This is a genomic window from Seleniivibrio sp. (assembly GCF_021209385.1).
Lineage (GTDB): Bacteria > Chrysiogenota > Deferribacteres > Deferribacterales > Geovibrionaceae > Seleniivibrio.
Map to the genome: position 1 here is coordinate 218466 of NZ_JAJOIL010000037.1, position 21072 is coordinate 239537.

General features: G+C 47.2%; 23 protein-coding genes. 10 read left to right on the forward strand and 13 right to left on the reverse strand.

What is annotated here, in order from left to right; genetic code table 11:
- Nucleotides 1–6: 6 nt before the first annotated feature.
- Nucleotides 7–603, reverse strand: a complete 597-nt coding sequence (locus LRY47_RS13185) for a LysE/ArgO family amino acid transporter (protein WP_295226198.1) — start codon at nt 601–603, stop codon at nt 7–9.
- Nucleotides 604–696: 93 nt separating this feature from the next.
- Between LRY47_RS13185 and LRY47_RS13190 the strand changes: the two genes are divergently transcribed.
- Genes LRY47_RS13190 through LRY47_RS13210 form a run of 5 tightly spaced genes read left to right on the forward strand, consistent with a single transcriptional unit; the run spans nt 697 to nt 4281 of the window.
- A complete protein-coding gene (locus LRY47_RS13190; protein WP_295226200.1) occupies nt 697–1578 on the forward strand; it encodes a LysR family transcriptional regulator ArgP in 882 nt (293 codons plus the stop codon).
- Between the two features lie 42 nt (nt 1579–1620).
- A complete protein-coding gene (locus LRY47_RS13195; RefSeq protein WP_295226202.1) occupies nt 1621–2643 on the forward strand; it encodes a radical SAM protein in 1023 nt (340 codons plus the stop codon).
- A 3-nt stretch (nt 2644–2646) separates the two neighbouring features.
- Nucleotides 2647–3273 (forward strand): LysE family translocator, encoded by a 627-nt coding sequence (locus tag LRY47_RS13200; RefSeq protein WP_295226203.1) that lies wholly within the window; start codon nt 2647–2649, stop codon nt 3271–3273.
- A 44-nt stretch (nt 3274–3317) separates the two neighbouring features.
- Entirely contained in the window at nt 3318–3998 is a 681-nt protein-coding gene (locus LRY47_RS13205; protein ID WP_295226205.1) for an AzlC family ABC transporter permease, read from the forward strand.
- The gene (locus LRY47_RS13210) at nt 3985–4281 is read left to right on the forward strand and encodes an AzlD domain-containing protein (RefSeq protein ID WP_295226207.1); all 297 of its coding nucleotides are present in this window, start codon (nt 3985–3987) and stop codon (nt 4279–4281) included. The genes LRY47_RS13205 and LRY47_RS13210 overlap by 14 nt, the downstream gene beginning before the upstream one ends.
- Here the strand turns inward: LRY47_RS13210 and LRY47_RS13215 are convergent.
- The 12 genes from LRY47_RS13215 to LRY47_RS13270 form a co-directional block, all read right to left on the reverse strand.
- Complete coding sequence (locus LRY47_RS13215; RefSeq protein ID WP_295226209.1) at nt 4278–5099, reverse strand: hypothetical protein; 822 nt, start codon at nt 5097–5099, stop codon at nt 4278–4280. The genes LRY47_RS13210 and LRY47_RS13215 overlap by 4 nt on opposite strands.
- A 60-nt stretch (nt 5100–5159) precedes the next feature.
- Entirely contained in the window at nt 5160–5996 is an 837-nt protein-coding gene (locus tag LRY47_RS13220; RefSeq protein WP_366043820.1) for a protoheme IX farnesyltransferase, read from the reverse strand.
- Nucleotides 5997–7208, reverse strand: a complete 1212-nt coding sequence (gene coxB, locus LRY47_RS13225; RefSeq protein WP_295226213.1) for a cytochrome c oxidase subunit II — start codon at nt 7206–7208, stop codon at nt 5997–5999.
- Between the two features lies 1 nt (nt 7209).
- The gene (locus LRY47_RS13230) at nt 7210–7509 is read right to left on the reverse strand and encodes a cytochrome C oxidase subunit IV family protein (RefSeq protein WP_295226215.1); all 300 of its coding nucleotides are present in this window, start codon (nt 7507–7509) and stop codon (nt 7210–7212) included.
- Nucleotides 7510–7517: 8 nt separating this feature from the next.
- Nucleotides 7518–8117: a cytochrome c oxidase subunit 3 family protein gene (locus LRY47_RS13235; RefSeq protein WP_295226217.1), complete on the reverse strand. Its 600-nt coding sequence runs from the start codon at nt 8115–8117 to the stop codon at nt 7518–7520.
- Complete coding sequence (ctaD, locus tag LRY47_RS13240) at nt 8110–9726, reverse strand: cytochrome c oxidase subunit I (protein WP_295226219.1); 1617 nt, start codon at nt 9724–9726, stop codon at nt 8110–8112. Before ctaD ends, LRY47_RS13235 begins: the two co-directional genes overlap by 8 nt.
- The gene (locus tag LRY47_RS13245; RefSeq protein WP_295226221.1) at nt 9716–10624 is read right to left on the reverse strand and encodes an SCO family protein; all 909 of its coding nucleotides are present in this window, start codon (nt 10622–10624) and stop codon (nt 9716–9718) included. The genes ctaD and LRY47_RS13245 overlap by 11 nt, the downstream gene beginning before the upstream one ends.
- A 4-nt stretch (nt 10625–10628) precedes the next feature.
- On the reverse strand, nt 10629–10928 hold the full coding sequence (locus tag LRY47_RS13250; protein WP_295226223.1) for a c-type cytochrome: 300 nt from the start codon (nt 10926–10928) through the stop codon (nt 10629–10631).
- 85 nt (nt 10929–11013) lie between these two features.
- Nucleotides 11014–11649 carry a YkgJ family cysteine cluster protein gene (locus tag LRY47_RS13255; protein ID WP_295226225.1) on the reverse strand — a complete coding sequence of 212 codons (636 nt, stop codon included), beginning with the start codon at nt 11647–11649 and terminating at the stop codon, nt 11014–11016.
- A 106-nt stretch (nt 11650–11755) separates the two neighbouring features.
- A complete protein-coding gene (locus LRY47_RS13260; RefSeq protein WP_295226226.1) occupies nt 11756–13321 on the reverse strand; it encodes an ATP-binding protein in 1566 nt (521 codons plus the stop codon).
- Nucleotides 13318–14016 carry a response regulator transcription factor gene (locus LRY47_RS13265; RefSeq protein WP_295226228.1) on the reverse strand — a complete coding sequence of 233 codons (699 nt, stop codon included), beginning with the start codon at nt 14014–14016 and terminating at the stop codon, nt 13318–13320. The genes LRY47_RS13260 and LRY47_RS13265 overlap by 4 nt, the downstream gene beginning before the upstream one ends.
- 102 nt (nt 14017–14118) lie before the next feature.
- Complete coding sequence (locus LRY47_RS13270) at nt 14119–15804, reverse strand: methyl-accepting chemotaxis protein (RefSeq protein ID WP_295226229.1); 1686 nt, start codon at nt 15802–15804, stop codon at nt 14119–14121.
- Nucleotides 15805–15928: 124 nt separating this feature from the next.
- On the opposite strand from LRY47_RS13270, the gene LRY47_RS13275 reads away from it, so the two are divergent.
- The 5 genes from LRY47_RS13275 (at nt 15929) to LRY47_RS13295 (ending at nt 20939) form a co-directional block, all read left to right on the forward strand.
- Complete coding sequence (locus LRY47_RS13275) at nt 15929–17107, forward strand: class I SAM-dependent rRNA methyltransferase (protein WP_295226232.1); 1179 nt, start codon at nt 15929–15931, stop codon at nt 17105–17107.
- A gap of 104 nt (nt 17108–17211) precedes the next feature.
- Nucleotides 17212–18306 (forward strand): spermidine/putrescine ABC transporter ATP-binding protein PotA, encoded by a 1095-nt coding sequence (gene potA, locus LRY47_RS13280; RefSeq protein WP_295226234.1) that lies wholly within the window; start codon nt 17212–17214, stop codon nt 18304–18306.
- On the forward strand, nt 18299–19150 hold the full coding sequence (potB, locus tag LRY47_RS13285) for a spermidine/putrescine ABC transporter permease PotB (protein WP_295226235.1): 852 nt from the start codon (nt 18299–18301) through the stop codon (nt 19148–19150). Before potA ends, potB begins: the two co-directional genes overlap by 8 nt.
- Complete coding sequence (potC, locus tag LRY47_RS13290) at nt 19147–19914, forward strand: spermidine/putrescine ABC transporter permease PotC (protein WP_295226236.1); 768 nt, start codon at nt 19147–19149, stop codon at nt 19912–19914. The genes potB and potC overlap by 4 nt, the downstream gene beginning before the upstream one ends.
- Nucleotides 19911–20939 carry a spermidine/putrescine ABC transporter substrate-binding protein gene (locus tag LRY47_RS13295; RefSeq protein ID WP_295226237.1) on the forward strand — a complete coding sequence of 343 codons (1029 nt, stop codon included), beginning with the start codon at nt 19911–19913 and terminating at the stop codon, nt 20937–20939. The genes potC and LRY47_RS13295 overlap by 4 nt, the downstream gene beginning before the upstream one ends.
- Nucleotides 20940–21072 lie beyond the last annotated feature (133 nt).

The following is a 21072-nucleotide window of genomic DNA, read 5'->3' on the forward strand; positions in this document are numbered from 1 at the left end:
ATTGTACTATATTATGAGCGAAGTTGCCACTCCCCACATTGTACAGCAGACAAGTCCGTCAAGAATACGCCATACGATGGGTCTGGCAAACACTCTTGCCAGAGCGGAACCGAAAAGAACAAGCGCAAAAAACCACACGATGGATGCAGTTGACGCGCCAAGCCCGAAAACATAGCGTCCGCTTCCGATGAATCCGGCGCTGATGCTTCCAACAAGAAGCACTGTGTCAAGGTAGACGTGAGGATTAAGCACTGTGACAGCCAGAGTAGCGAGGAGAGTTTTTTTTACGCTGGAATCGGTCTTTTCGTTCAGTTCCATCCTGCGGGCGGAAAAAGCAGACCGGAGGGACAGAAAACCGTACCAGAAAAGAAAAGCCGCTCCGCCCCAAGTTGCTATCTTCATAAGGGTCGGGTTTGACGCAACAAAAGTTCCTACACCTGCAACGCCTGTCATGATGAACAGTACGTCGAATATGGCGCACACCAGAGCCACCTTAAAATGGTGATTTCTCTTTACGCTCTGGGTCAGAACAAACGCGTTCTGCGCTCCTATCGCTACTATCAGTCCGGCTCCTGTTGAAAATCCGCTAACAAATGCAGTCATTTCGCTCTCCTTTCGTAAGAGAACATATGACATAGCTCATAAAAAGTAAAATTAATTGTTTTCATAATACATAAGTTTTGCTAATATTAATCTATGTATGATTACAAACTTCTGGAAGCCTTCTGCGCTGTCGTCGAGTGCGGCGGATTTGAAAAGGCGGCTGAAAAACTTTTTATAACCCAGTCGGCAGTTTCGCAGCGTGTGCGTCAGCTTGAGGACGCGGCGAAATCCGTTCTCCTTGTGCGTTCAAATCCTCCCATGCCAACAGATACTGGCAAAGCGTTCATGGCGCACTTCAATAAAGTGCGTTCCCTTGAGGATGAACTTGAAAAAGCGCTCAGTCACGATGAGGACTGCGGCTTCACAAGCGTCAGCATAGGTCTGAACGCCGATACCCTCGCCACATGGTTCTTTGATGCCATAGAAGAAACGGTGAAGCGTGAAAGGATACTTTTAAAACTTCGTGTGGACGATCAGGAAGTTACCCATTCAATGCTGAAAAACGGCGTAGTGTCCGGCTGTATCAGCACCAGAAGCACCCCAATGCAGGGATGCAGTGTGCATTATCTCGGCAAAACAACCTACCGGATGTACGTTTCCCCCGAAAAACATGAAGAATGGTTTCCGAAAGGCTTTACTCAGGAAGCATTACAGAATGTTCCTGTGATAATCTATAACGAGCGGGACACACTTCACACCCAGATGTTCCGCAAGGCGCTGGGCAAGGAGAACGTTGCCCATCCGGAACTGTTCATCCCGTCCGTTGAAAAATATCTGGATGCCGTTATGCGTGGATTCGGCATCGGCATGATGCCCGACCAGCAGTGCAAAGCGTATCTCGAACAGGGAATGATAGCCGATGCGGCGGCTCCGCACACTGTCGAAGCACATCTTTACTGGCACAGATGGAACATAGATTCAAAGCCTCTGGACGCACTTACAAAAGCACTGATTCGCTATTGTAAAGATGCATAATGTAATATATTCTGGAAATTATTTGTTTGTTTGGAGGCATATATGAACGTTCACGATATAATCAGGAAAGTTCGTGACAAAGAAGCGTTTACACACGCAGAAGTTGTTTCGATGCTTGAAATAGACCCTAAATCCAGAGAAGCTCACCTGCTGATGGGTGAGGGAGCCAGAATCTCCCGTGAACTGACAGACAACACAGCGGAGGTACACGGACAGTTCGCACTGAACCTTGCGCCCTGCCCTGTAAACTGCCGCTTCTGCGCATTTGCTGCAAAATACGGCATCTTCAAGGAACCAAAGGAACTCACCGTTCAGGAATCAATAGATTACGCAAAAGGCTTTGACAACGCACCGGAAAACGCCGCAGTTTTCCTTATGACAACAGCAAACTACGATTTCGGAAAATTCATGGAGATTTCGCAGGAAGTCCGTAAAATGCTTCGTCCTGAAACCCTCATGATAGCCAACGTTGGCGACATGTCCCCCGAACAGGCTGTCAAAATGAAAAATGCAGGATTCAACGGCACATACCACGCAATCCGCATGGGCGAAGGGGACAAAACCAACGCACCCGTTAAACAGCGGCTGAAATCCATACGCGCGTTTCAGGATGCGGGTCTTGTTGTCGGCACCTGCGTGGAACCCATCGGACCTGAACACACCAACGACGAAATAGCCGAAAAAATACTCCTTGCGGCATCATTCGACCCCGCGTTCAGCGGTGCAATGCGCAGGATAACCATACCCGGTTCCGACCTTGAACAATACGGAATGATCTCCGAACTGCGTCTGGCGCAGATTGTTGCCATCACACGCATCGCCACCCCCATGAGCGTTCTGGGCAACTGTACCCACGAACCGAACATATTGGGTGCTTCGTCAGGTGCAACCCTTTTCTGGGCAGAGGTCGGCGCAAATCCGAGGGATACAAACGAAAAAACGGAAGAGAACAGAGGAATGTCCGTTGCCGACTGCTCAAAACTTTTCGCAGAAGCAGACTGGCAGGTTGGCAAACGCCCTTCCATATACTATAACAAAAAGCACAACGTTCTAGCGGAGGCATAAAACATGCTCGACAGCACACAGATCATCCTTTTCTGCTCCACATCACTCCTGCTCGCCATCACACCGGGACCTGACATCATTTATGTCATCACCCGCGGCATAACCCAGGGACACAAAAGCGGCATGGCGGCGGCGGCGGGATTTTCCCTCGGCAACATAGCACACACCACCTTTGCCATTGTGGGTCTGTCGGCAATAATCCGTTCCAGCGCTCTGGCGTTCACCGCCATAAAGATAGCGGGCGCGATATACCTTATCTACATCGGATGGAAGACCTTCACCAGCAAAGGCGGGGCAACCGCCGAAAAGGACACGAAGATATTAAGCCCCAAAGCTGTTTTCATACAGAGCATCACCGCAAACATTCTGAACCCCAAAGTTGCGCTCTTTTTCATTGCCTTCTTTCCGCAGTTCATAAAACCGCAGAACGGACACCCTGCAATCCAGATGGCGCTTCTGGGACTGCTCTTCATCATATGCACCTTCATAGTGTTTTCAGCCTGCGCTCTTTTCAGCGGACAGATAGGCGAAAAACTCAAAAACTCCAAAGGTGCCGGTTATCTTAACAAGGCGGCAGGTGCAGTGCTGATGGGACTGGGCGTTGCGCTGGCTTTTTCAAAAAGATCATAAAAACTTGATGTAATTTTCATTACAAAACGGTATAATCCTTTCCGATGAATACGAATTATCAGGCGTTCAAACTCGGAATCAAAGAGGGACTGCCCGTTGCACTGGGCGTTGCGGCATACGGGGTTGTGTACGGCATGCTCACACAGGGCGTCCTGACAACATGGGAAACCGTCATGTCCTGCATGGTGGTTTTTGCCGGAGTATCACAGATAATGGCGCTTGAAATGTGGAACTCTCCACTCCCTGTTTTCGCTCTGATCCTTTCAACGTTCATAGTCAATATCCGCCACATACTCATGGGCGCATCAATATATCCCTATGCGGAAAAAGAGAAAAAATGGGTGAGCTACATCAGCCTGTTCTTCATGGTGGACGAAGGCTGGGCGCTGACCATGGGCAAAATGGCACGCACTGCCGAACGCATAGGTTACCTTGCAGGTACAGGATTCATCCTCTATTTTCTCTGGCTGGCTTCCGCCATGATAGGCAGACAGGCAGGAGCTTTCATCCCTTCTCCTGAAAAGCTGGGTATAGATTTCGCTCTGTCGGCTGTGTTCATAACAATGGCTATATCCGGTTTCCGCGGAAGAAAGGACATACCCGTCATAGTTGTGGCAGTCATAGTTTCCTGTCTTTTCGAGCATTATGTGGGCGGGAAATGGTACATACTGGCGGGCGGCATCGCCGGCGGATTTACAGCATGGATAAGTTATGGACAAGACTAGTTTTCTGACCATTCTCGGAATGGGGATAGCAACATATATCACCCGTGTTCTCGGGTTCTATATAGCGGGAAAAGTCAAACTCACGCCCAGATTCCGCTACGCACTGCAAAGCATCCCGATAGCAATACTGGTATCGATTGTTGCTCCGACGATAATAAAAGGTTCAATTCCTGAAATACTTTCGGCGATGGTGGTTATAGGCACTGCGATAACCGGACGCGGACTTCTTTTCTGTCTCGCTGTGGGCATCATGGCTATCAATTTCTTCAGATATATCTTTTAAAAAGGGAGTGTTTCCAGAAGTTTTCCTATCTTTTCAACGGATTTTTTCACTTTCGCATCTGTCATAAGGTCGCGTTTGTCTTTCAGAATTTCAGACAGTTCCTTGCCCAGTGTGTTGCGCAGGCTTTTGCCCGCCTCCGAAACGGATTGAGGCAGAGCGTTCTTTGCAGAAAGCAGGCGCATGGTGTCCGCCACTGCTGTCATTCTGGGAACAAGTTTTTTCACCGCATCCACGAAAAGCTCGTTGGCATTTACGAATTTACGCACGGTCTCTGCCTTTTGAAGAGCCGCCGCATAGCGTTTCGCCAGCGAATCGAATTCTTTCAGCACAGCCTCAAGCTCTGCCACCTGCTCCTCTGATGCTTCGGAGGTTTCGGCGTTCAGCTTTTCAGCCATGGCGTTCACAGAACCTGCAAAGGACTTTGCAACTTCATCAAAGTTTCCGTCCTGTTCCATAGCGCCCATGAAAAGCGGATTTTCAGTAAGCACCTGATAGAGCTCCTGTTCGGCTTTTTTAAACTCAGCGTCGGTAAAAAACATGGCTGTTTTTGAGTAAATATTTGATATCCTCTTCCCGAAACAGTCGCCTGTTTTCTCCGCCATTTCGCGCAGTTCCGCACTTGCAGTGCCCAGCGTCATAAGTTCCGCGTATTTCGTACTGACGGCTTCAAGGTCTTCATACTGCGCCCTGACCTCCTGTGCGCATATCTTCATAGCAGAGATGAATTCCTGTTTTTCCCTAGCAGCTTCCATCGCCGCGGCATACTTTTCCGCAGTCTCATGGTGACGTTTCATAACCTCGGTAACATTCGCGCTCATAACGCACCTCCGCTGTTTCAGAAATGAGATGATACCGTGTTATGCTTTATACTGCAAGGATTAATGAATCAGAACTCTGTCGCCGATGAGAAGAAGAAAAAACAGCACAGCAGAAAGGTTAAGTGAGTTGAAACGGAGCATAGGTTTTTTTGCATAGCCAAAGATGAAGAATACAACAGGTATCACAGCTGCGATATTCAGCACGGCAGTAAATCTGCTGTTATACACTTCGGAAAAAGAGATGAAAAGAAGTGCCGTAAGATACCCGACAGCCCAGACCAGAACAAACAGCCTGCTCTTGTCCGCGCCGTATGAAAACGTCAGCGTCTTAAAACCTGCGCGTCTGTAGTCGTCTGCATAGATGTCAGCCAGAACGGCAAAATGCGGCGTCTGCCAGAGGTAAAGCACGGCTGTGACAAGCAATATCTCTCTGTCGAAAGGGTTGCCGCCTGCCATGCTGTAGCCGAGCATTGGCGGCATAGCGCCTGTCAGCGCACCGAGCATTACGGAAAAAGGAGATATCCTTTTGAAAGGCGTATATATGAAGTTATACCCCAGAACCACCAGCAAACCTATGACCAGAGCTGCGACGCTACCGCTTATGGCTATGAAACAGAACCCTATGAGTATCAGCACAACTGAAAACATCAGCGCCTCTTTTGGCATTATGAAGCCCCTTGGCAAAGGACGCTTCATTGTGCGCGTCATCATCGCGTCCATCTCCCGCTCCTGATACTGGTTCAGTGCGGAACAGCCGAAAGAAAGAAAACATGCCGCGCATACAGCCAAAAGATGCGTAACACCAATATGGCGAAAAGAAAGGCAGGCCCCCGCAAAAGCGGAAAGGCCTACCATTGATGATAATCGTAATCTGACAAGATGCTTTATGCTTCGCATCTATTTCAGTGTGCTGATGTACTCTATCAGCGCTTTCATGTCGTCGTCGCTGAGGCTTTCGTATTCCGGCATTGAAGGTTCAAAACCGTCAACAACGTACTCAGACGGATGTTTGATGGAGCTTATTATATACTCCACGTTTGCAGTGACCTCCATCTTTTTGCCGTCTTTCAGAACAGTTGTCTTTCTGTCCATCAGCCCCTTAAAGCTAGGTCCGACCATCTCGCTTCCGTCAACGGAGTGACATCCGGTACAGCCTTCGCGCTCGGCTACCTCGGCACCCTTAGCCCCTGCCCTAACAGCAGGTTTGCCGCCGCCCTTGAAGTATTCAAGCATTTTTGCAAGTTCCTCTTTGGAAACCTCGGTCGGAGGCATCATATCCTCGTAACCTTTTACAATGTCGGCTCCGGGCTCAAGAATAGATTTTTCAATATAAGCGTCGTCGGCTTTAACTGTTTTCTCTTTGCCGTTTTCCATAACAACCGTGTCGCGTCCGTATATATCTTTAAAGCTGGGTCCCACAAGCTCTGTTCCGTCTGTAGTGTGACAGTCGAAGCAGCCGTGTTTCTTCATCACCTCTTCGCCTTCGTTGGGAGCTTCCGTGGCGGAGGATGAAGCGTTCAGCCATTTGTCAAATTCTTCCTTCGGAACTACAACGACCTTGGAAAGCATGTAGGAGTGACGCACGCCGCAGTATTCGGCACACTGTATCTCATATTCGGCTGGTTCGCCGCTGTTAAACCACACATATGTGTGCATACCCGGCACTGTGTCCATTTTTACACGGAACGCAGCGACATAAAAGCTGTGGATAACGTCAACCGAAGTCAGGTCAACTTTTATCGGTGTATCCGCAGGAACGTACAGCTTGTCGCTGGTCTTTCCGTTGGGATATTCAAATTTCCACGACCACATGCGGGCGGTACACTTGACCTCATAACTGTCGGCTGGGGCTTCGCGAAGAGCCTTGTAGCCTACCCAGCCGTACCAGAACATTGCGCCGACTATGATGCACGGCACGATGGTCCAGATGAGTTCCGCAACAAGATTGCCCTCTATCTGCGACGGTTCGGGGTTTCTTTTTCTGCTGTATCTGTAAAGGAAATACAGAGTTACCGCCGTTATCAGAAACAGGATGATAAAAGATATCCCGAATATAAATTTAAATGCCGTGTCAACTTTGCTTACGGCATCTATCAGTGTCGTATCCATATCAGCCTCCCCTGTATGCCAGATCGAAGAACGTCATGCCTATGAAAATGGCGAGCAGCAGGAAACACAGAAAAACTATCATCTGCATAAACCTGTTCTCATATTTCATGTGCATGAAGAACAATATGACCAGCAGAGCCTTTGTAACAGCCAGCGTAAGCGCAACAGCAACGTTCAGAAAGCCGAGGTCAATGCGCGACACTGCAACTGTTGTACCGGTCAGCAGAAGCAGCAGGACAAGGATTATCCCTGCCGTCTTTATACTGAGTATATGATGTTGATGTTCATGATTTTCACTCATAACAGACCTCACAACACAAGATAGAACAGGGGAAACAGGAATATCCAGATGAGGTCAACTATGTGCCAGTAAAGACCTGCATTTTCCAGTTTCACAAAATCCTGCTGATTGATAACGTCCTTCTTCATGAACCACACCATAACCGAAAGCAGAATTGCTCCGATTACGACGTGAACGGCGTGAAGCCCTGTCATGAGGAAATACAGCCCGAAGAAGATATTCTCACCGTGGGACATCTCGCGAAGGTGCGGAGAGTCCGGCCAGATGCCGTGGTGGAATTTTGCGCGCCATTCTATCGTCTTGTTTATCACGAAAATGCCCGCACAGGCTATCGTCAGATATGTAAAGTTAACGGCAAGCTTCTTTTTTCCCTGCTGGATAAAAGTGATCGCCGCCGCTATGGCAAAGCTGGAGAACAGCAGTACCACAGTGTTAAGTGTTCCTATGAACACGTCCAGCTGTTTTCCGCCCACATGGAAATCCGCTCTGTATTCATGCAGATATGCTGCATAAAGCACGAACATACCGCCGAAAAGCAGCACTTCCGTAAACAAAAACAACCACATGCCGAGCTTTGCGCCGGCGTAATCCTTATGTGTATTACTCATCAGGCGTTATCCCCCTGAAATCGTATGGTTTACGGGATGCGTCCGGTTCCTCGTCAAAGTTCAGAAGGGGCGGAGGCGTGGGGGTAGCCCATTCCAGTGTGGCGGCACCCCAAGGGTTGCGCCCGACCTTTTCGCCTTTCGTAAAACCTCTCCAGAGGTTGACAAGCATTATAATTATGCCGACGGCAAGAATCCATGATCCCACTGTGGAGATAACATGACCCTCCTGATACTGCGGCAGGTAGTCGTAGTAACGTCTGGGCATACCCTCAAGCCCGATGATGAACAGCGGGAAATAGAGCAGGTTAAAGCCCACGAACAGGATATAAAAAGCGATTTTAGCTATTTTTTTGTTATACATTCTGCCGTAATACTTCGGAAGCCAGAAATGAGCCGCGGCAAACATGCCGAATCCGGTGCCGCCGAAGATAACGTAGTGGAAGTGGCTTACGACAAAATAGGTATCGTGAACGTGCACATCCGTTCCGGCAGAACCAAGGATCAGCCCCGTAAGACCGCCGACTGAGAACAGGAAGATGAATCCCAGTGCGTAAAGCAGAGGGGGTTCAACGGATATGGAACCTTTGTAAAGGGTTGCCGTCCAGTTGAATACTTTTATAGCCGACGGAATGGCGACCACGAATGTCAGAAGCGAGAAGATGAGAACCGCCGTGTCGCTCATGCCCGATGTGAACATGTGATGCGCCCAGACCAGCGAACCTGCGAAGGCTATCATAAGGCTGGAAAAGGCTATCGCCTTATACCCGAAAATCGGTTTGCGGGCAAAGACGGGGATAATATCCGAAACAACACCCATGGCGGGAAGTATCATAATGTACACCGCAGGGTGAGAGTATATCCAGAAAAGGTGCTGATAAAGAATGGGGTCGCCACCCTTATTCGGGTCGAAAAGACCTACACCCAGAACCCGTTCGGCAAAAATCAGAAGCACCGTAATACCAAGCACAGGGGTTGCAAGAACCTGAATCCAGCCTGTGGCATAGAGCGACCATGTAAAAAGAGGTATCTTCGTCCATGTCATGCCAGGCGCGCGGAGCCTGTGAATGGTTGTTATGAAGTTAAGTCCTGTAAGTATTGATGAAAAGCCAAGAATGAACACCGCTATGACGGCAACTGATACGTTTGTTGTGGTGAACTCCGAAAACGGAACGTAAAACGTCCAGCCTGTGTCCGGTGCGCCGCCGCCTGTAAAAAGGGATACGAGAGCGAGTAACGTTCCGCCTACATAAAGGTACCATGAAAACAGGTTAAGTCTCGGAAACGCCACGTCTTCCGCCCCAAGCTGTATAGGCAGTACAAGGTTGCCTATTGCGGCGGGTATGCTGGGGATCACCACGATAAATATCATTATCACCCCGTGGAGAGTGAAAACCGTATTATATGTCTGTGCATCCATTATTGTTCTGCCCGGCGCGATAAGCTCAAGCCGGATCGCGAGTCCGAGACACAGTCCGGCAATGAACATCGCCAGAATGATATACATATACATAAGCCCGATGCGCTTATGGTCGGTGGTGGTCAGCCATGCCATGATACCGGAACGGCTGCTTCCCGAATCCTCCCAGAACGAAAGAGAGTTATTGCTCATGCGAACCTCGTTTTTTTCTCTTTTTTCCGCCAAAAAACAGATATGAAGCAAAAACGGCTATCACCAGAAGAACGACGATGCCTGAAACCTTCATAACGTCAAAAACATATTTCTTACCCTGCGGGTCGTAGCTGAAACAGTAAGCAACCAGCTTTTTAACTGAAAGTCCGGGAGTTTCTTTTTCTGCCTCAACAACCGACATGGTCATTTCAAACGGAAGAATGTCCGTTCCGTATAAGTACCTTACTATCTTTCCGCTTCTGGAAACCGCCATTACTGAAACAGGGTGAAGAAAATCCCTGTCCTTTCTCTGGAACCTGAAACCCAGAGCGTTCATAAGCTTGTCTATATTCTCTTTGGAACCGGTCAGAAATATCCAGCCGTTATCAGGAATGGCGCCGTTTGCCGCCTTCATGTAATTGACCTTTTTTTCTGCCGCTGTTTTAGGTGTGTCATATTCGTCGAAGCTGACTGAAACCACCTGAAACGTCTCTCCGACCTTCATTTTCATCTGCGGGATGATATCCGCAAGCCTTGACTGGAGGAAATTGCACACGTTCGGACAGCTGTAGTAAACAGGGGCGAACAGCGTAGGTTTATCCACTATCTCTTTCAGAGTGACGGTGCGTCCGTCGGAAGTCTGAAACTCAAGGTCAAGGGGTATTATGGAACCAAGATGCTCCGTTACGCCGACGTTCGACTGTTCCTGAGGCGTGGGTTCCTTGTGGACATGCTCTTTCGCCATATCGCCATGATCCATATTTTGCATGTCTTCATGGTTCATATGTTCCGCAGGGGCGTCACCATCCGCCGCATAAGCGGAGCGGGTGGTAAACGAACCTGTCAGACATAATACTGTCAGAAAAATGCCGGCAAATTTTAATGTCTGCTTTATCATAGGCTTATTTCAGTTTTGAAATATAGTCTGCAAGAGCCTTGATCTCCTCGGGAGTCAGTTTGGCAACCTGAGACTGCATAATTGCTTTTTTAGCTCCGCCTTCGCCCGCCTGATAACCTTTCAGATCGGCTTCGATATCTTTGGCAGGCTGTCCCTTAATAACTCCGCTTACGCCGAGAGCCTTCTTTGACCCGTCGGCGCCGTGGCAGCCTTTGCACTTTGCATAAAGTGCGGCGCCGTCGGCAGCGGCAAACGCTGTTGAAACTGCAGTGAGAAACACAATAAATCCGATAGTCTTTTTCATGGTTATTACCTCGCTAACAAAAATAGGAGACATTCTTAATTTTATATTTTATAACGCCTTTCGTCAAATAAACATTGTAAAGGTATTAAACAATACGTTTACCGAGTCTTTGAAGCACCGCTTCCGTTATCTCAAAACTGCGGCAGTCTATACCCATATCCTTCATAGCATCTGCAAGCCCGATGAAAGCGGAATCGTGTATACTTTTATGTAAAATATTCATTGGTATGAATGCGTTCTCCTCGCAGATTGACATTGTCATCGCCCTTCTGCAGGCGTCCGCATCGGCACTCGTGACAGAACGGCATACAAGCGGACGCACCGGATGTATCGTACATTCGCCCTCGCTGCCGAGAAACCCGCAGGGGATGTTAGCAATGATGCGTTCCTGTTCGTCATATCCTGCGATATGCACTTTGATGTAATGAAGTTTTCTCTTAAGCTCTTCAATATCGTCTGCTGAAAGGGATGATAAAAGATATTCCGCGATGGTGTCAGCCTCAAGGCACAGAACGGGAACGTGGACACGACAGCAATGGCTACAGCCTCTGCGGCACTTAATGTGGGACGCTTCCTCATCGGAAATATCCTCCGCCGCCCTCTGCTGTGTCAATTGATGTATCCTGTCCATGATTTCGGCGGGGCTTTCGCCGGCTTTCACCGAATCAGTGACGGATGAATAAACTGTTTCGTGGAAGTCATATATCTTTATGCCTGCCATGAAATAATTATAACACGGACAGCTCTTTGTGTACAGCACTGATAATAATGAATTTTAGTTCACTTAAATTAATAAACAGATAATAAATAAATTAATTATTTATTAACTATAGTTCATCGTGTTCTACAGATTCCTCGTCCGCAATGCTCTTTGAGACATACACACGGAACAGTGAGCCTTTGCCCTGCTCGGATTCTATTTCCAGTCTGCCTCTGTGCCCTTCAACTATGCGCGAGATAATTGACAGTCCCAGACCGGTACCTGAAAATTCACGTTTAACATTTGTAGCCCTGTAAAAACGTTTGGTAATCTTTTCTATCTCATCAGAAGGGATACCGACGCCCGAATCTTCAACCTCTATGATGCTGTATTCTTCACTGTCTTTCAGCCTGACCTTTATAAAGCCGCCGCCGCGTGAAAATTTCACAGCATTTGATATCAGGTTTGCAAACACATGACGGAAAGATTCCGCATCAGCACACACCATTGCATCTTCGGGAATCTCTATTTCAAAGCTGATATTCTTGTCAGTTATCTCTTTTTCGTGTTCAGCGGCAACCTCTGAAACCAGCCTGCTGATTTTCAGCGGCATAAAGTGGTAAGGATACTGATTACTGTCCAGTCTGGACAACGTTATTATCTCGCTGAAAAGAGTGTTAAGAAGTCTTGCGCTTTTCGCGATTGTAGCAAGGGACTTTTCCTTAACTTCCGGCGAACAGTCAAGTCCTTGTGTAATAAGCACTTCGGAATAAGATATTATCTTTGTCAAAGGAGTGCGCAGTTCGTGAGCCAGCGAATCAAGTATATCTGATTTAAATGAATTTATGGTTTTCAGTTCGTCGTTTCTGGTCTGCAGAACCTCAAGAACGGTCTTGTACTGTTCTGTTACTCTGGCGAGCTGTTCTTTCAGCCTGTCCTCGTTCTCAAGTATACTGTGGCGCATCATCTCAAAAGCTTCTGAAAGCTCCTGAATTTCGTCGCCGGTTTTTATATTGACCTTTTTGGTGAAGTCGCCGGTTTTATAGGAAACAGCGGCACCGGTGAGCGTTGAAAGGTTTTTAAGCACCATCATGCGCAGCAGAAGCGTAAGGGTAAAAACTATTCCGAGGAATGCGGCAAAGCCTGTTATCAGGTAGTTCCGGTTATTCACCGCCATTGCCTTTTCAAGAGACTTCATGGGTATGGTAACGGATATCCCGCCCCTCAGGTCGCCTATTTTGTATCCCTGATAATCGTGACACTCAAGACACGCCTTATTGACGTACAAGGGAGCCATATAACGGTAAAATCTGTCCTTGCCGACGGTGATTATCTCCTGATGCTCTTTCGCACCCTCCGCAAACAGTCCCAGTGCCTTTATCTCGTATTCATCCGGTGCATTCTCCGGATTGATAAGCTGCATACTGGTTATGTGAAACCTGAAATCGGTCATGCGTTCCGCGTATTTTGAAAGTTCCTTAGTTGCAACGGCGGGAACAGGCTTTATCTGGTCTCTGTTCTCCGCAACCCACTGGCGTGTAACCACTATCATGTCGAACATGGTTTTCGCCTGAGTGTGTGCCTGCTGTAAAAGAATCTTCTTCTGATTCTCAATGAAGACGTTAGTCATGGCAAGAATAATAACGATTGTCACCAGCGTTATGCTGATGATCAGCTTTACGGTAAGTTTCATTTTCTGATCTTATAACCCACACCGGAAACCGTTTTAATGATATCCGGATTCTTCGGATTAATCTCAACCTTCTGGCGCAGATTTTTGATATGCACATCAAGGCTTCTTGACCATGAATAGATAGAATTTTTGCCCCATATATCGTTAACAATAGTATCGCGGGAAAGAACCTGTCCCGCTTTTTCTATGAAATAGAGCAGAATATCATATTCCTTCGGAGTAAGGTTCACCTTGTCACCCTTGATGAATACCTGTCTGTTCGACCTGTCGATATTCATGTGATGAAAAACGGTGTTTTCGCCGTTCTCATCCTCATAAGCTGGGACAGTTTTCTCGGCGCGGCGCAGAATCGCCTTAACACGGGCAATCAGTTCTATGTTCTCAAACGGTTTTGTCATGTAATCGTCGGCACCGTACTCAAGACAGACCACTTTGTCGGATACGTTATCGCGGGCTGAAAGGATAAGTATCGGCACATCCAGTTCGCTCCTGATTATCTTGCATATCTGCTGACCGTCAATATCCGGGAGATTGAGGTCTAAAATGATCATGGCAGGATTGTTCTCCCTTGCCAGAGAGAGTCCGGTCATACCATTGGGAGCCGTAAGTACGTTATACTTTTCGAGATTTAAAAGGAGTTTAAGAATATCAAGGATTTCCTGATCGTCGTCAATCACCAGAATAGTCGTACTCATCTGCCACCTTATTTATTAAGCTATGGATAAGTTTAACATTATTTTCACTGAAAAGCAAAATTCTCCGCATGAGCCTGTATTCACAACCCATGCGGAGATGTATTAACCTCTGGTCTTGAATCTGCTGACCATTGAATGAAGGTCATCCGCCTGCTTCTGGAGATCGGCAACTGTTGTAGTCACCTGTGCCAGAGCGTTTGAGCTTTCGTCAATGCCTGACGATATCACCTGTGCATTATCGTTAATGTTGGCAATGGCTGTGACCTGTTCCTGAATGGAGCTGTTGATGGTCTGGTTGGTCGCGTTGATATTTCCGACAGAATCCACTATCTGCTCGAAAACCGTTTCCGTGCTTTCTATGGCTTTTGCACCGGAAACAACTTTGTTCGTTGCTTCCTCCATGTCTTTAGTAGCCGTTTTGGTTTCGTTCTGCAGACTTATGATAATGTTTTCAATCTCTTTCGTAGCGCTCTGAGTGCGTTCGGCAAGCTTACGAACCTCGTCGGCAACAACAGCGAAACCGCGTCCGTGTTCACCTGCCCTTGCCGCTTCAATGGCAGCGTTGAGGGCAAGCAGGTTTGTCTGGTCTGCAATATCGTTGATAACGTTTGTAATATTACCTATTTCAGAGGATGAATTCGCAAGGCTGTCAATTGTCTTGCCGAGTTTTTCAACCTTTTCTTTGATGCCCATGACCTCGGAAACGGAGGTTAAAAGCTGTTCTTTTCCGCTTTTGGTGAGGTGTTCTGCATTGGCTGCCTGATCGTTCGCCTCACTTATGGATTGCATAACCTGCTGAGAAGTGACGCTTATCTCTTCTGTTGCGCTGGCAACAGAGGTAACCTGACTTGCCTGATCCTGAAACGTAACAGTAAGTTCCTCGGTTGTGCTGGCAAGCTCGGTGCTTGCGGAAGCGACATTTTCTGAGCCGTCTTTAACTATTGAAATTATTTCGTTAAGCTTTCCTATAAATTTGTTAAAGTGTTGCGCCATCTCACCCATTTCATCATTGGAAAGAACGGGCAGATCGCGGGTGAGGTCGCCCTCACCGTCTGAAACTTCTTTAAGGAACTGATTTATAGCTTTAATACTCTTTGTAAGTACGCTTGAAAGCACGAATGCCACTATCACTATGCCGAAAGTTATAAGAATGGACATACCGACAATTATCATAATAGTTTTGGCGATAACCTTTTTAAGTCTCGCCTCTTTTGCGTTAACGGCATCCTGTATGTCGTCAATATAGAAGCCGGTTCCCATTACCCAGTTCCACTTTTTAAGTGCAACCGCATAGCTGAGTTTTTCGACTTCGGTACCCTTTGACGCCTTAAACCATTGATAGCTGACGTAACCGCCGCCTTTTTCCGCAGCCGCTATAAGCTCTTTGAAAAGATATACGCCGTTCTTATCCTGCATATCTATCAGGTTTTGACCGATAAGCTCCGGTTTGGCTCTGTTCGCAAGCGCAATACCGTCAGCATCATTGAGAAATACATAGCCGTCTTTGCCGTAATAAAGAGACTGTATCTTAGCCGCCACTTTGGCCTTCGCCTCTTCGTCGTCGGCGGATGCGTTGTCATAAATATCTTTGATGGAAGAAAGAGCCATGTCAATATACTGTTTAAGTTCCTGCTCTTTCGCAAAGCGCATACTCTCACTGAAATCCGCAATTTCAGATTCTCCAATTTTCTTAAGCTGATAATAAGTAAAAATACTGAGGAACAATGCTGTCAGAAGAACTGGAACCACTGCCATCAAAGCAATTTTGTATCTTATGGAAAGATTCATCGTGCCTCCGGAAAACAAATAATTATGTGTATTTATTCTGACAATTGTTACTTTTTATTTAATAAATTTCAAGTAAATATTACTATGACCTTGAAATAATCATCCAATTATGGTGAATAGAAGAATGAAAACTGTAACACTCAAAAAACTCAAAGACAAACTGGCAAAGAACAAAAATCCATGGATATTTTCCGGCGCAATACACTCCGCAGACAAGGGAATCATAAACGGCGAAACAGTAAAAGTACTCGATTCTGAAAAACGGTTCATCGCATACGGATTTTACAGCGAATTCAGCGCGATAACCCTAAGGCTGTTCTCCTGGAACGAAGACGAAACCTTCGGCGCGGGAGTTTTCAAACAAAGACTCACATCAGCTCTCGCTGCCAGAAAAAGGCTCATAAACAGCGAAAATACAGACAGCTACCGCCTGCTATACGGCGAGGCGGACGGACTGCCCGGCTACATCGCCGATATATACAGCGGACACGTCGGACTGCAGGTAAACACCGCTTCAGCGGTTTACTATCTGCCGATGATGAAAGAAGCACTGACAGAGATAATAAGCCCGCTATCTATATATGTCCGCCCGGCAGACGAACTGGCAAAGAAAGAGATGATACGTTATCCTGAGCAGTGTATATACGGGAATACACCAGAAAGTATTATTATAAAGGAGAACGGACTTAAGATATCCGCAAGCCTTATAAGCGGACAGAAAACAGGATATTACTTTGACCAGCGCGAAAACAGACGCATTGCGGCGGCTTATGCCAGGGGTCAGGATGTTCTTGACTGTTTCTGTTATACCGGAGGCTTTTCTTTGAACGCCTCGGCAAACGGCGCGAAATCCATCACCAGCGTGGACTCCTCGGCTGATGCCCTTTCCAACCTTAAGGAGAACTTCGCCCTAAACGGTCTTGAGGCTCCTGATACGGTAAAAGCTGACATTTTTGAGTATCTTCGCGAAAGAAACGCAGATTCACAAAAACACGACATCATAATTCTCGACCCGCCCAAGCTCGCCAAGTCCCAATCCTCTGTGGAACAGGCTTTGCGCGCTTATAAAGACCTGAATATGCTCGGAATGAAAAAAATGAAAAATAACGGAATATTCATTTCTTTCTCTTGTTCAGGCAGGGTTTCCAGAGAAGATTTCATAAAATCTGTGGCATGGGCGGCAAAAGATGCAGGCAGAACCTTAAGAATAACAGGTTTTCTCTCCCAGAGCTGCGATCATCCGATAAACCCGTTTTTCCCTGAATCAGAATACCTTAAAGGAATTGTCGGCATAGTTGAATAATGCTTTTGTTATAATTTTGTGATTTCTTGCTTTTCGGGTCAGTTTTTTATAGACTGCTGCACATTGTTTGTATTATAAGTACAGATTCTTTTACTCGGTGGATAATGAGCAGCGAAAACGACATAGTAAAACTGGAAAGCATCTCTAAATCATTCGGCGGACACGGCGTTGTCTATAACCTTGACCTGTGCATAAAGGACGGGGAGTTCGTGACGCTTCTCGGTCCCTCAGGATGCGGAAAGACAACACTTCTGCGCATCATAGCGGGACTTGAAACACAGGACTTCGGAAAAGTATTCATCGGCGGCAAGGATGTCAGCATCATCCCCCCGAACAAGCGTGAAGTGAATACCGTTTTCCAGAGCTACGCACTCTTCCCCCATATGACAGTATTCGATAACGTCGCTTTCGGACTTAAAATGAGCAAAGTTCCGAAAGCTGAGATAAAAGAGCGCGTCAAAGAAGCGCTTGATACCGTAATGCTTTCAAACTTCGCGGATCGCATGCCGCAGAACCTTTCCGGCGGTCAGCAACAGAGGGTGGCAATAGCAAGGGCTATCGTAAAGCGCCCGAAGGTGCTTCTTCTGGACGAACCCCTCTCAGCTCTGGATTATAAACTGCGCAAGCAAATGCAGACCGAGCTGAAACATATTCAGCGCAAACTGGGCATAACATTCGTCTTTGTCACACACGATCAGGAGGAGGCTCTCTCCATGTCCGACCGCGTGGTTGTTATGAACGAAGGCGTTATCCAGCAGGACGGCAGCCCCAAAGAGGTCTATGAAAACCCGAAGAATATGTTCGTGGCAAAGTTCGTCGGCGAAATAAACGTTCTTCAGGCGGTCATTGAAAAAACAGTTAACGGCAAGCTCCGCGCAAACGTCGAAGGCAGGCAGTGCCGGCTTACCAAAAAACATACATATGTCGAAGGCGACAAAGTGAAACTCCTTCTGCGCCCTGAAGATATCAGACTTGAACACATCAAGGATGCCGACAGCGACTATCCGCTTCAGGGTATCATAGAAGAAACGACTTACAAGGGCGCTACGCTTGATTCCACAGTCCGGCTGGACAGCGGAACACAGATAATGGCGAGCGAGTTCTTTGACGAGGACGACCCCGAATTTGAATATAAGACAGGTGAAAAGGTTGCCGTTAAATGGGTTGACGGCTGGGAGGTACTGCTTCCCGATGACTGAGAAGAACCGTTTTAAAACTTTTTCCGTAACACTCATCTCCGTCTGGCTTATCCTTCTGGTGCTTGTGCCGACGCTGATGGTCATAGCGGTCAGCTTCATGACCAGCAATACTCCGGGTGAAATATCTCCTGTCTTCACTCTAAGCAATTATAAGGCTATCAGAGACCCTCTGTTTTTACAGGTTCTGGCGGATTCGTTCGAGATGGCATTCATAACGACGGCTCTCTGCCTTCTGGTAGGCTATCCGTTTGCGTATAATCTTTCAAAATATAAAGGAAAATTCAAAAGCCTTCTGCTGGTGCTTATCATCATTCCGTTCTGGACAAGTTCACTGATACGCACCTATGCCATAATCATCATAATCAAGACCAACGGCGTGCTTAACAATATACTGATGGCTGTGGGCATCATAGACGAACCGCTCCGGCTAATGTACACGGAAACGGCCGTTCTTGTGGGTATGGTCTATTCACTTTTGCCATTCATGATACTTCCGCTGTATGCAGTGCTTGAAAAGCTGGACGGCAAACTTATTGAGGCGGCAAAAGACCTCGGCGCGGGACGTATGCGCACCTTCTGGCATGTGGTGATTCCGCTCTCAATGCCCGGCGTGATAGCAGGCAGCATGCTTGTTTTCCTGCCGACACTCTGTCTGTTCTACATTTCAGACGTTCTGGGCGGCGCAAAATCTCTGCTGATAGGCAACTTCATACGCAACCAGTTCCTGCTCACCCGCAACTGGCCCATGGGCGCGGCGGCAAGTATGATACTCACCGTACTGATGTTCATCGTCATATACATTTACTATAGAAGCACCAAGAAAACAGGCAGGGAAGCCATATGATGCGTTCGCTGAAAATAGGATATTCAACTCTGGTCTACGCTTTCCTGTATGTGCCGATATTCGTACTTATCGTCTATTCATTCAACGCTTCAAAATTCGGTACATCGTGGCAGGGATTCACATTCAAATGGTATCAGAGCCTGCTTGACAACTCGTCACTTATGACGGCGGCGGGCAATTCCGTTCTTGTGGCAACACTCTCCGCAACCTGCGCAACGATAATAGGCTCGCTGGCGGCTGTTGCTTTTTACAGATACACGTTCAGGGGTAAAAAAGTGATAATGTCGCTGGTGTACATCCTTATGATGGCGCCAGACATAGTCATGGGTATCAGCCTTCTGATACTTTTCATAACAATACATATGGAGCCGGGATTCATAACCCTTCTGCTTTCACATATAACGTTCAACATCCCCTTTGTGGCAGTTACTGTCATGTCGCGCATGAAGGGGTTTGACAAGAACCTTTTCGATGCGGCGGGGGATCTTGGCGCGACAGAATTTCAGACAGTGCGCCATGTTCTGTTTCCCATGATGCTTCCCGCCGTTGCCGCGGGCTGGCTGTTGGCATTTACACTTTCTATGGATGATGTTATCATAAGCTTCTTTGTAACGGGTCCCGACTTTGAGATACTGCCTCTGCGCATATACTCAATGGTCAGGCTGGGAGTTAAGCCGGAAGTGAACGCCCTCTGTACAGTGATGTTCACTCTTTCGCTTGTGATAGTTATGATATCTCAAATACTTAACAGGGAGAGAAAATGAAAAGACTGATCTTTGCTATTCTTCTTTGCCTTTTGGCATCTTCAGCTTTCGCCAAAGAGGTGGTCTACGTCTACAACTGGTCGGAATATATCCCCGAACAGGTTCTCAGCAATTTTGAAAAAGAGACGGGAATCAAGGTGATATACACCACCTACGACAGCAACGAGGTGATGTATTCAAAAGTGAAAGTGCTTGGCGGCAAAGGATATGATGTTATCTTCCCCTCCACCTACTATGTGAACAGGATGCAGAAGGAAGGACTTCTTACCCCGCTGAACAAAAAGCTTCTGCCAAATATCAAAAACATGGAACCCTCGCTTATGAACAAACCTTACGACGAGGGCAACAAATACAGCGTTCCCTATCTCTGGGGTTCAACGTCTCTTGCAATTAACTCTGACTTCGTTGACGAAAAGAAAGCGAACACTTACCGCATCCTCTGGGATTCCAAATATAAAGGCAAGGTGATACTCACCGACGACCTGCGCGAAGTTTTTCATATTGCGCTTAGAATCCTCGGATATTCCGGAAACGAAACCGATCCGGAGAAAATTAAGAAGGCATACGAGCTTCTGCGCAAACTGCGTCCCAACGTGCGCGTTTACAACTCTGACTCGCCCAAAGTGCCTTTCATCAACGGCGAAGTAACTCTGGGACTTACATTCAACGGTGAAATGTATGCTGCCGCACAGGAAAACCCTGCAATCAAATACATCTACCCCAAAGAGGGAGCAATCTTCTGGGTGGACAGCATGTGCATACCCAAAGGTTCAAAGAACGTTGCGAACGCCCATAAGTTCATCAACTATATAATGAAACCGGAAGTCGCCAAACTGATAAGCGAAGAAGTAGGTTACCCCAGCCCCAACAAGGCGGGCGTTGCCCTGCTGGACAAATCAGTCCGTACCAACGCGACAATCTATCCCCCTCTCAGCATCATAAAACAGGGCGAATTTCAGCTTGATGTCGGCGACGCCATCAAAGTTTACGAGAAATACTGGAACCTGCTGAAATCAGGAAAATAATTAAACAAAGCGGAGGTTTTTAACCTCCGCTTTCCACCTACTCTTTCAGGTAGGTTACAAATATCTGACACCGCTTCTATTGAGATTTTCTTCATTTTGGAGGATAATCGATCATCTTTCTCACTACGGTGCA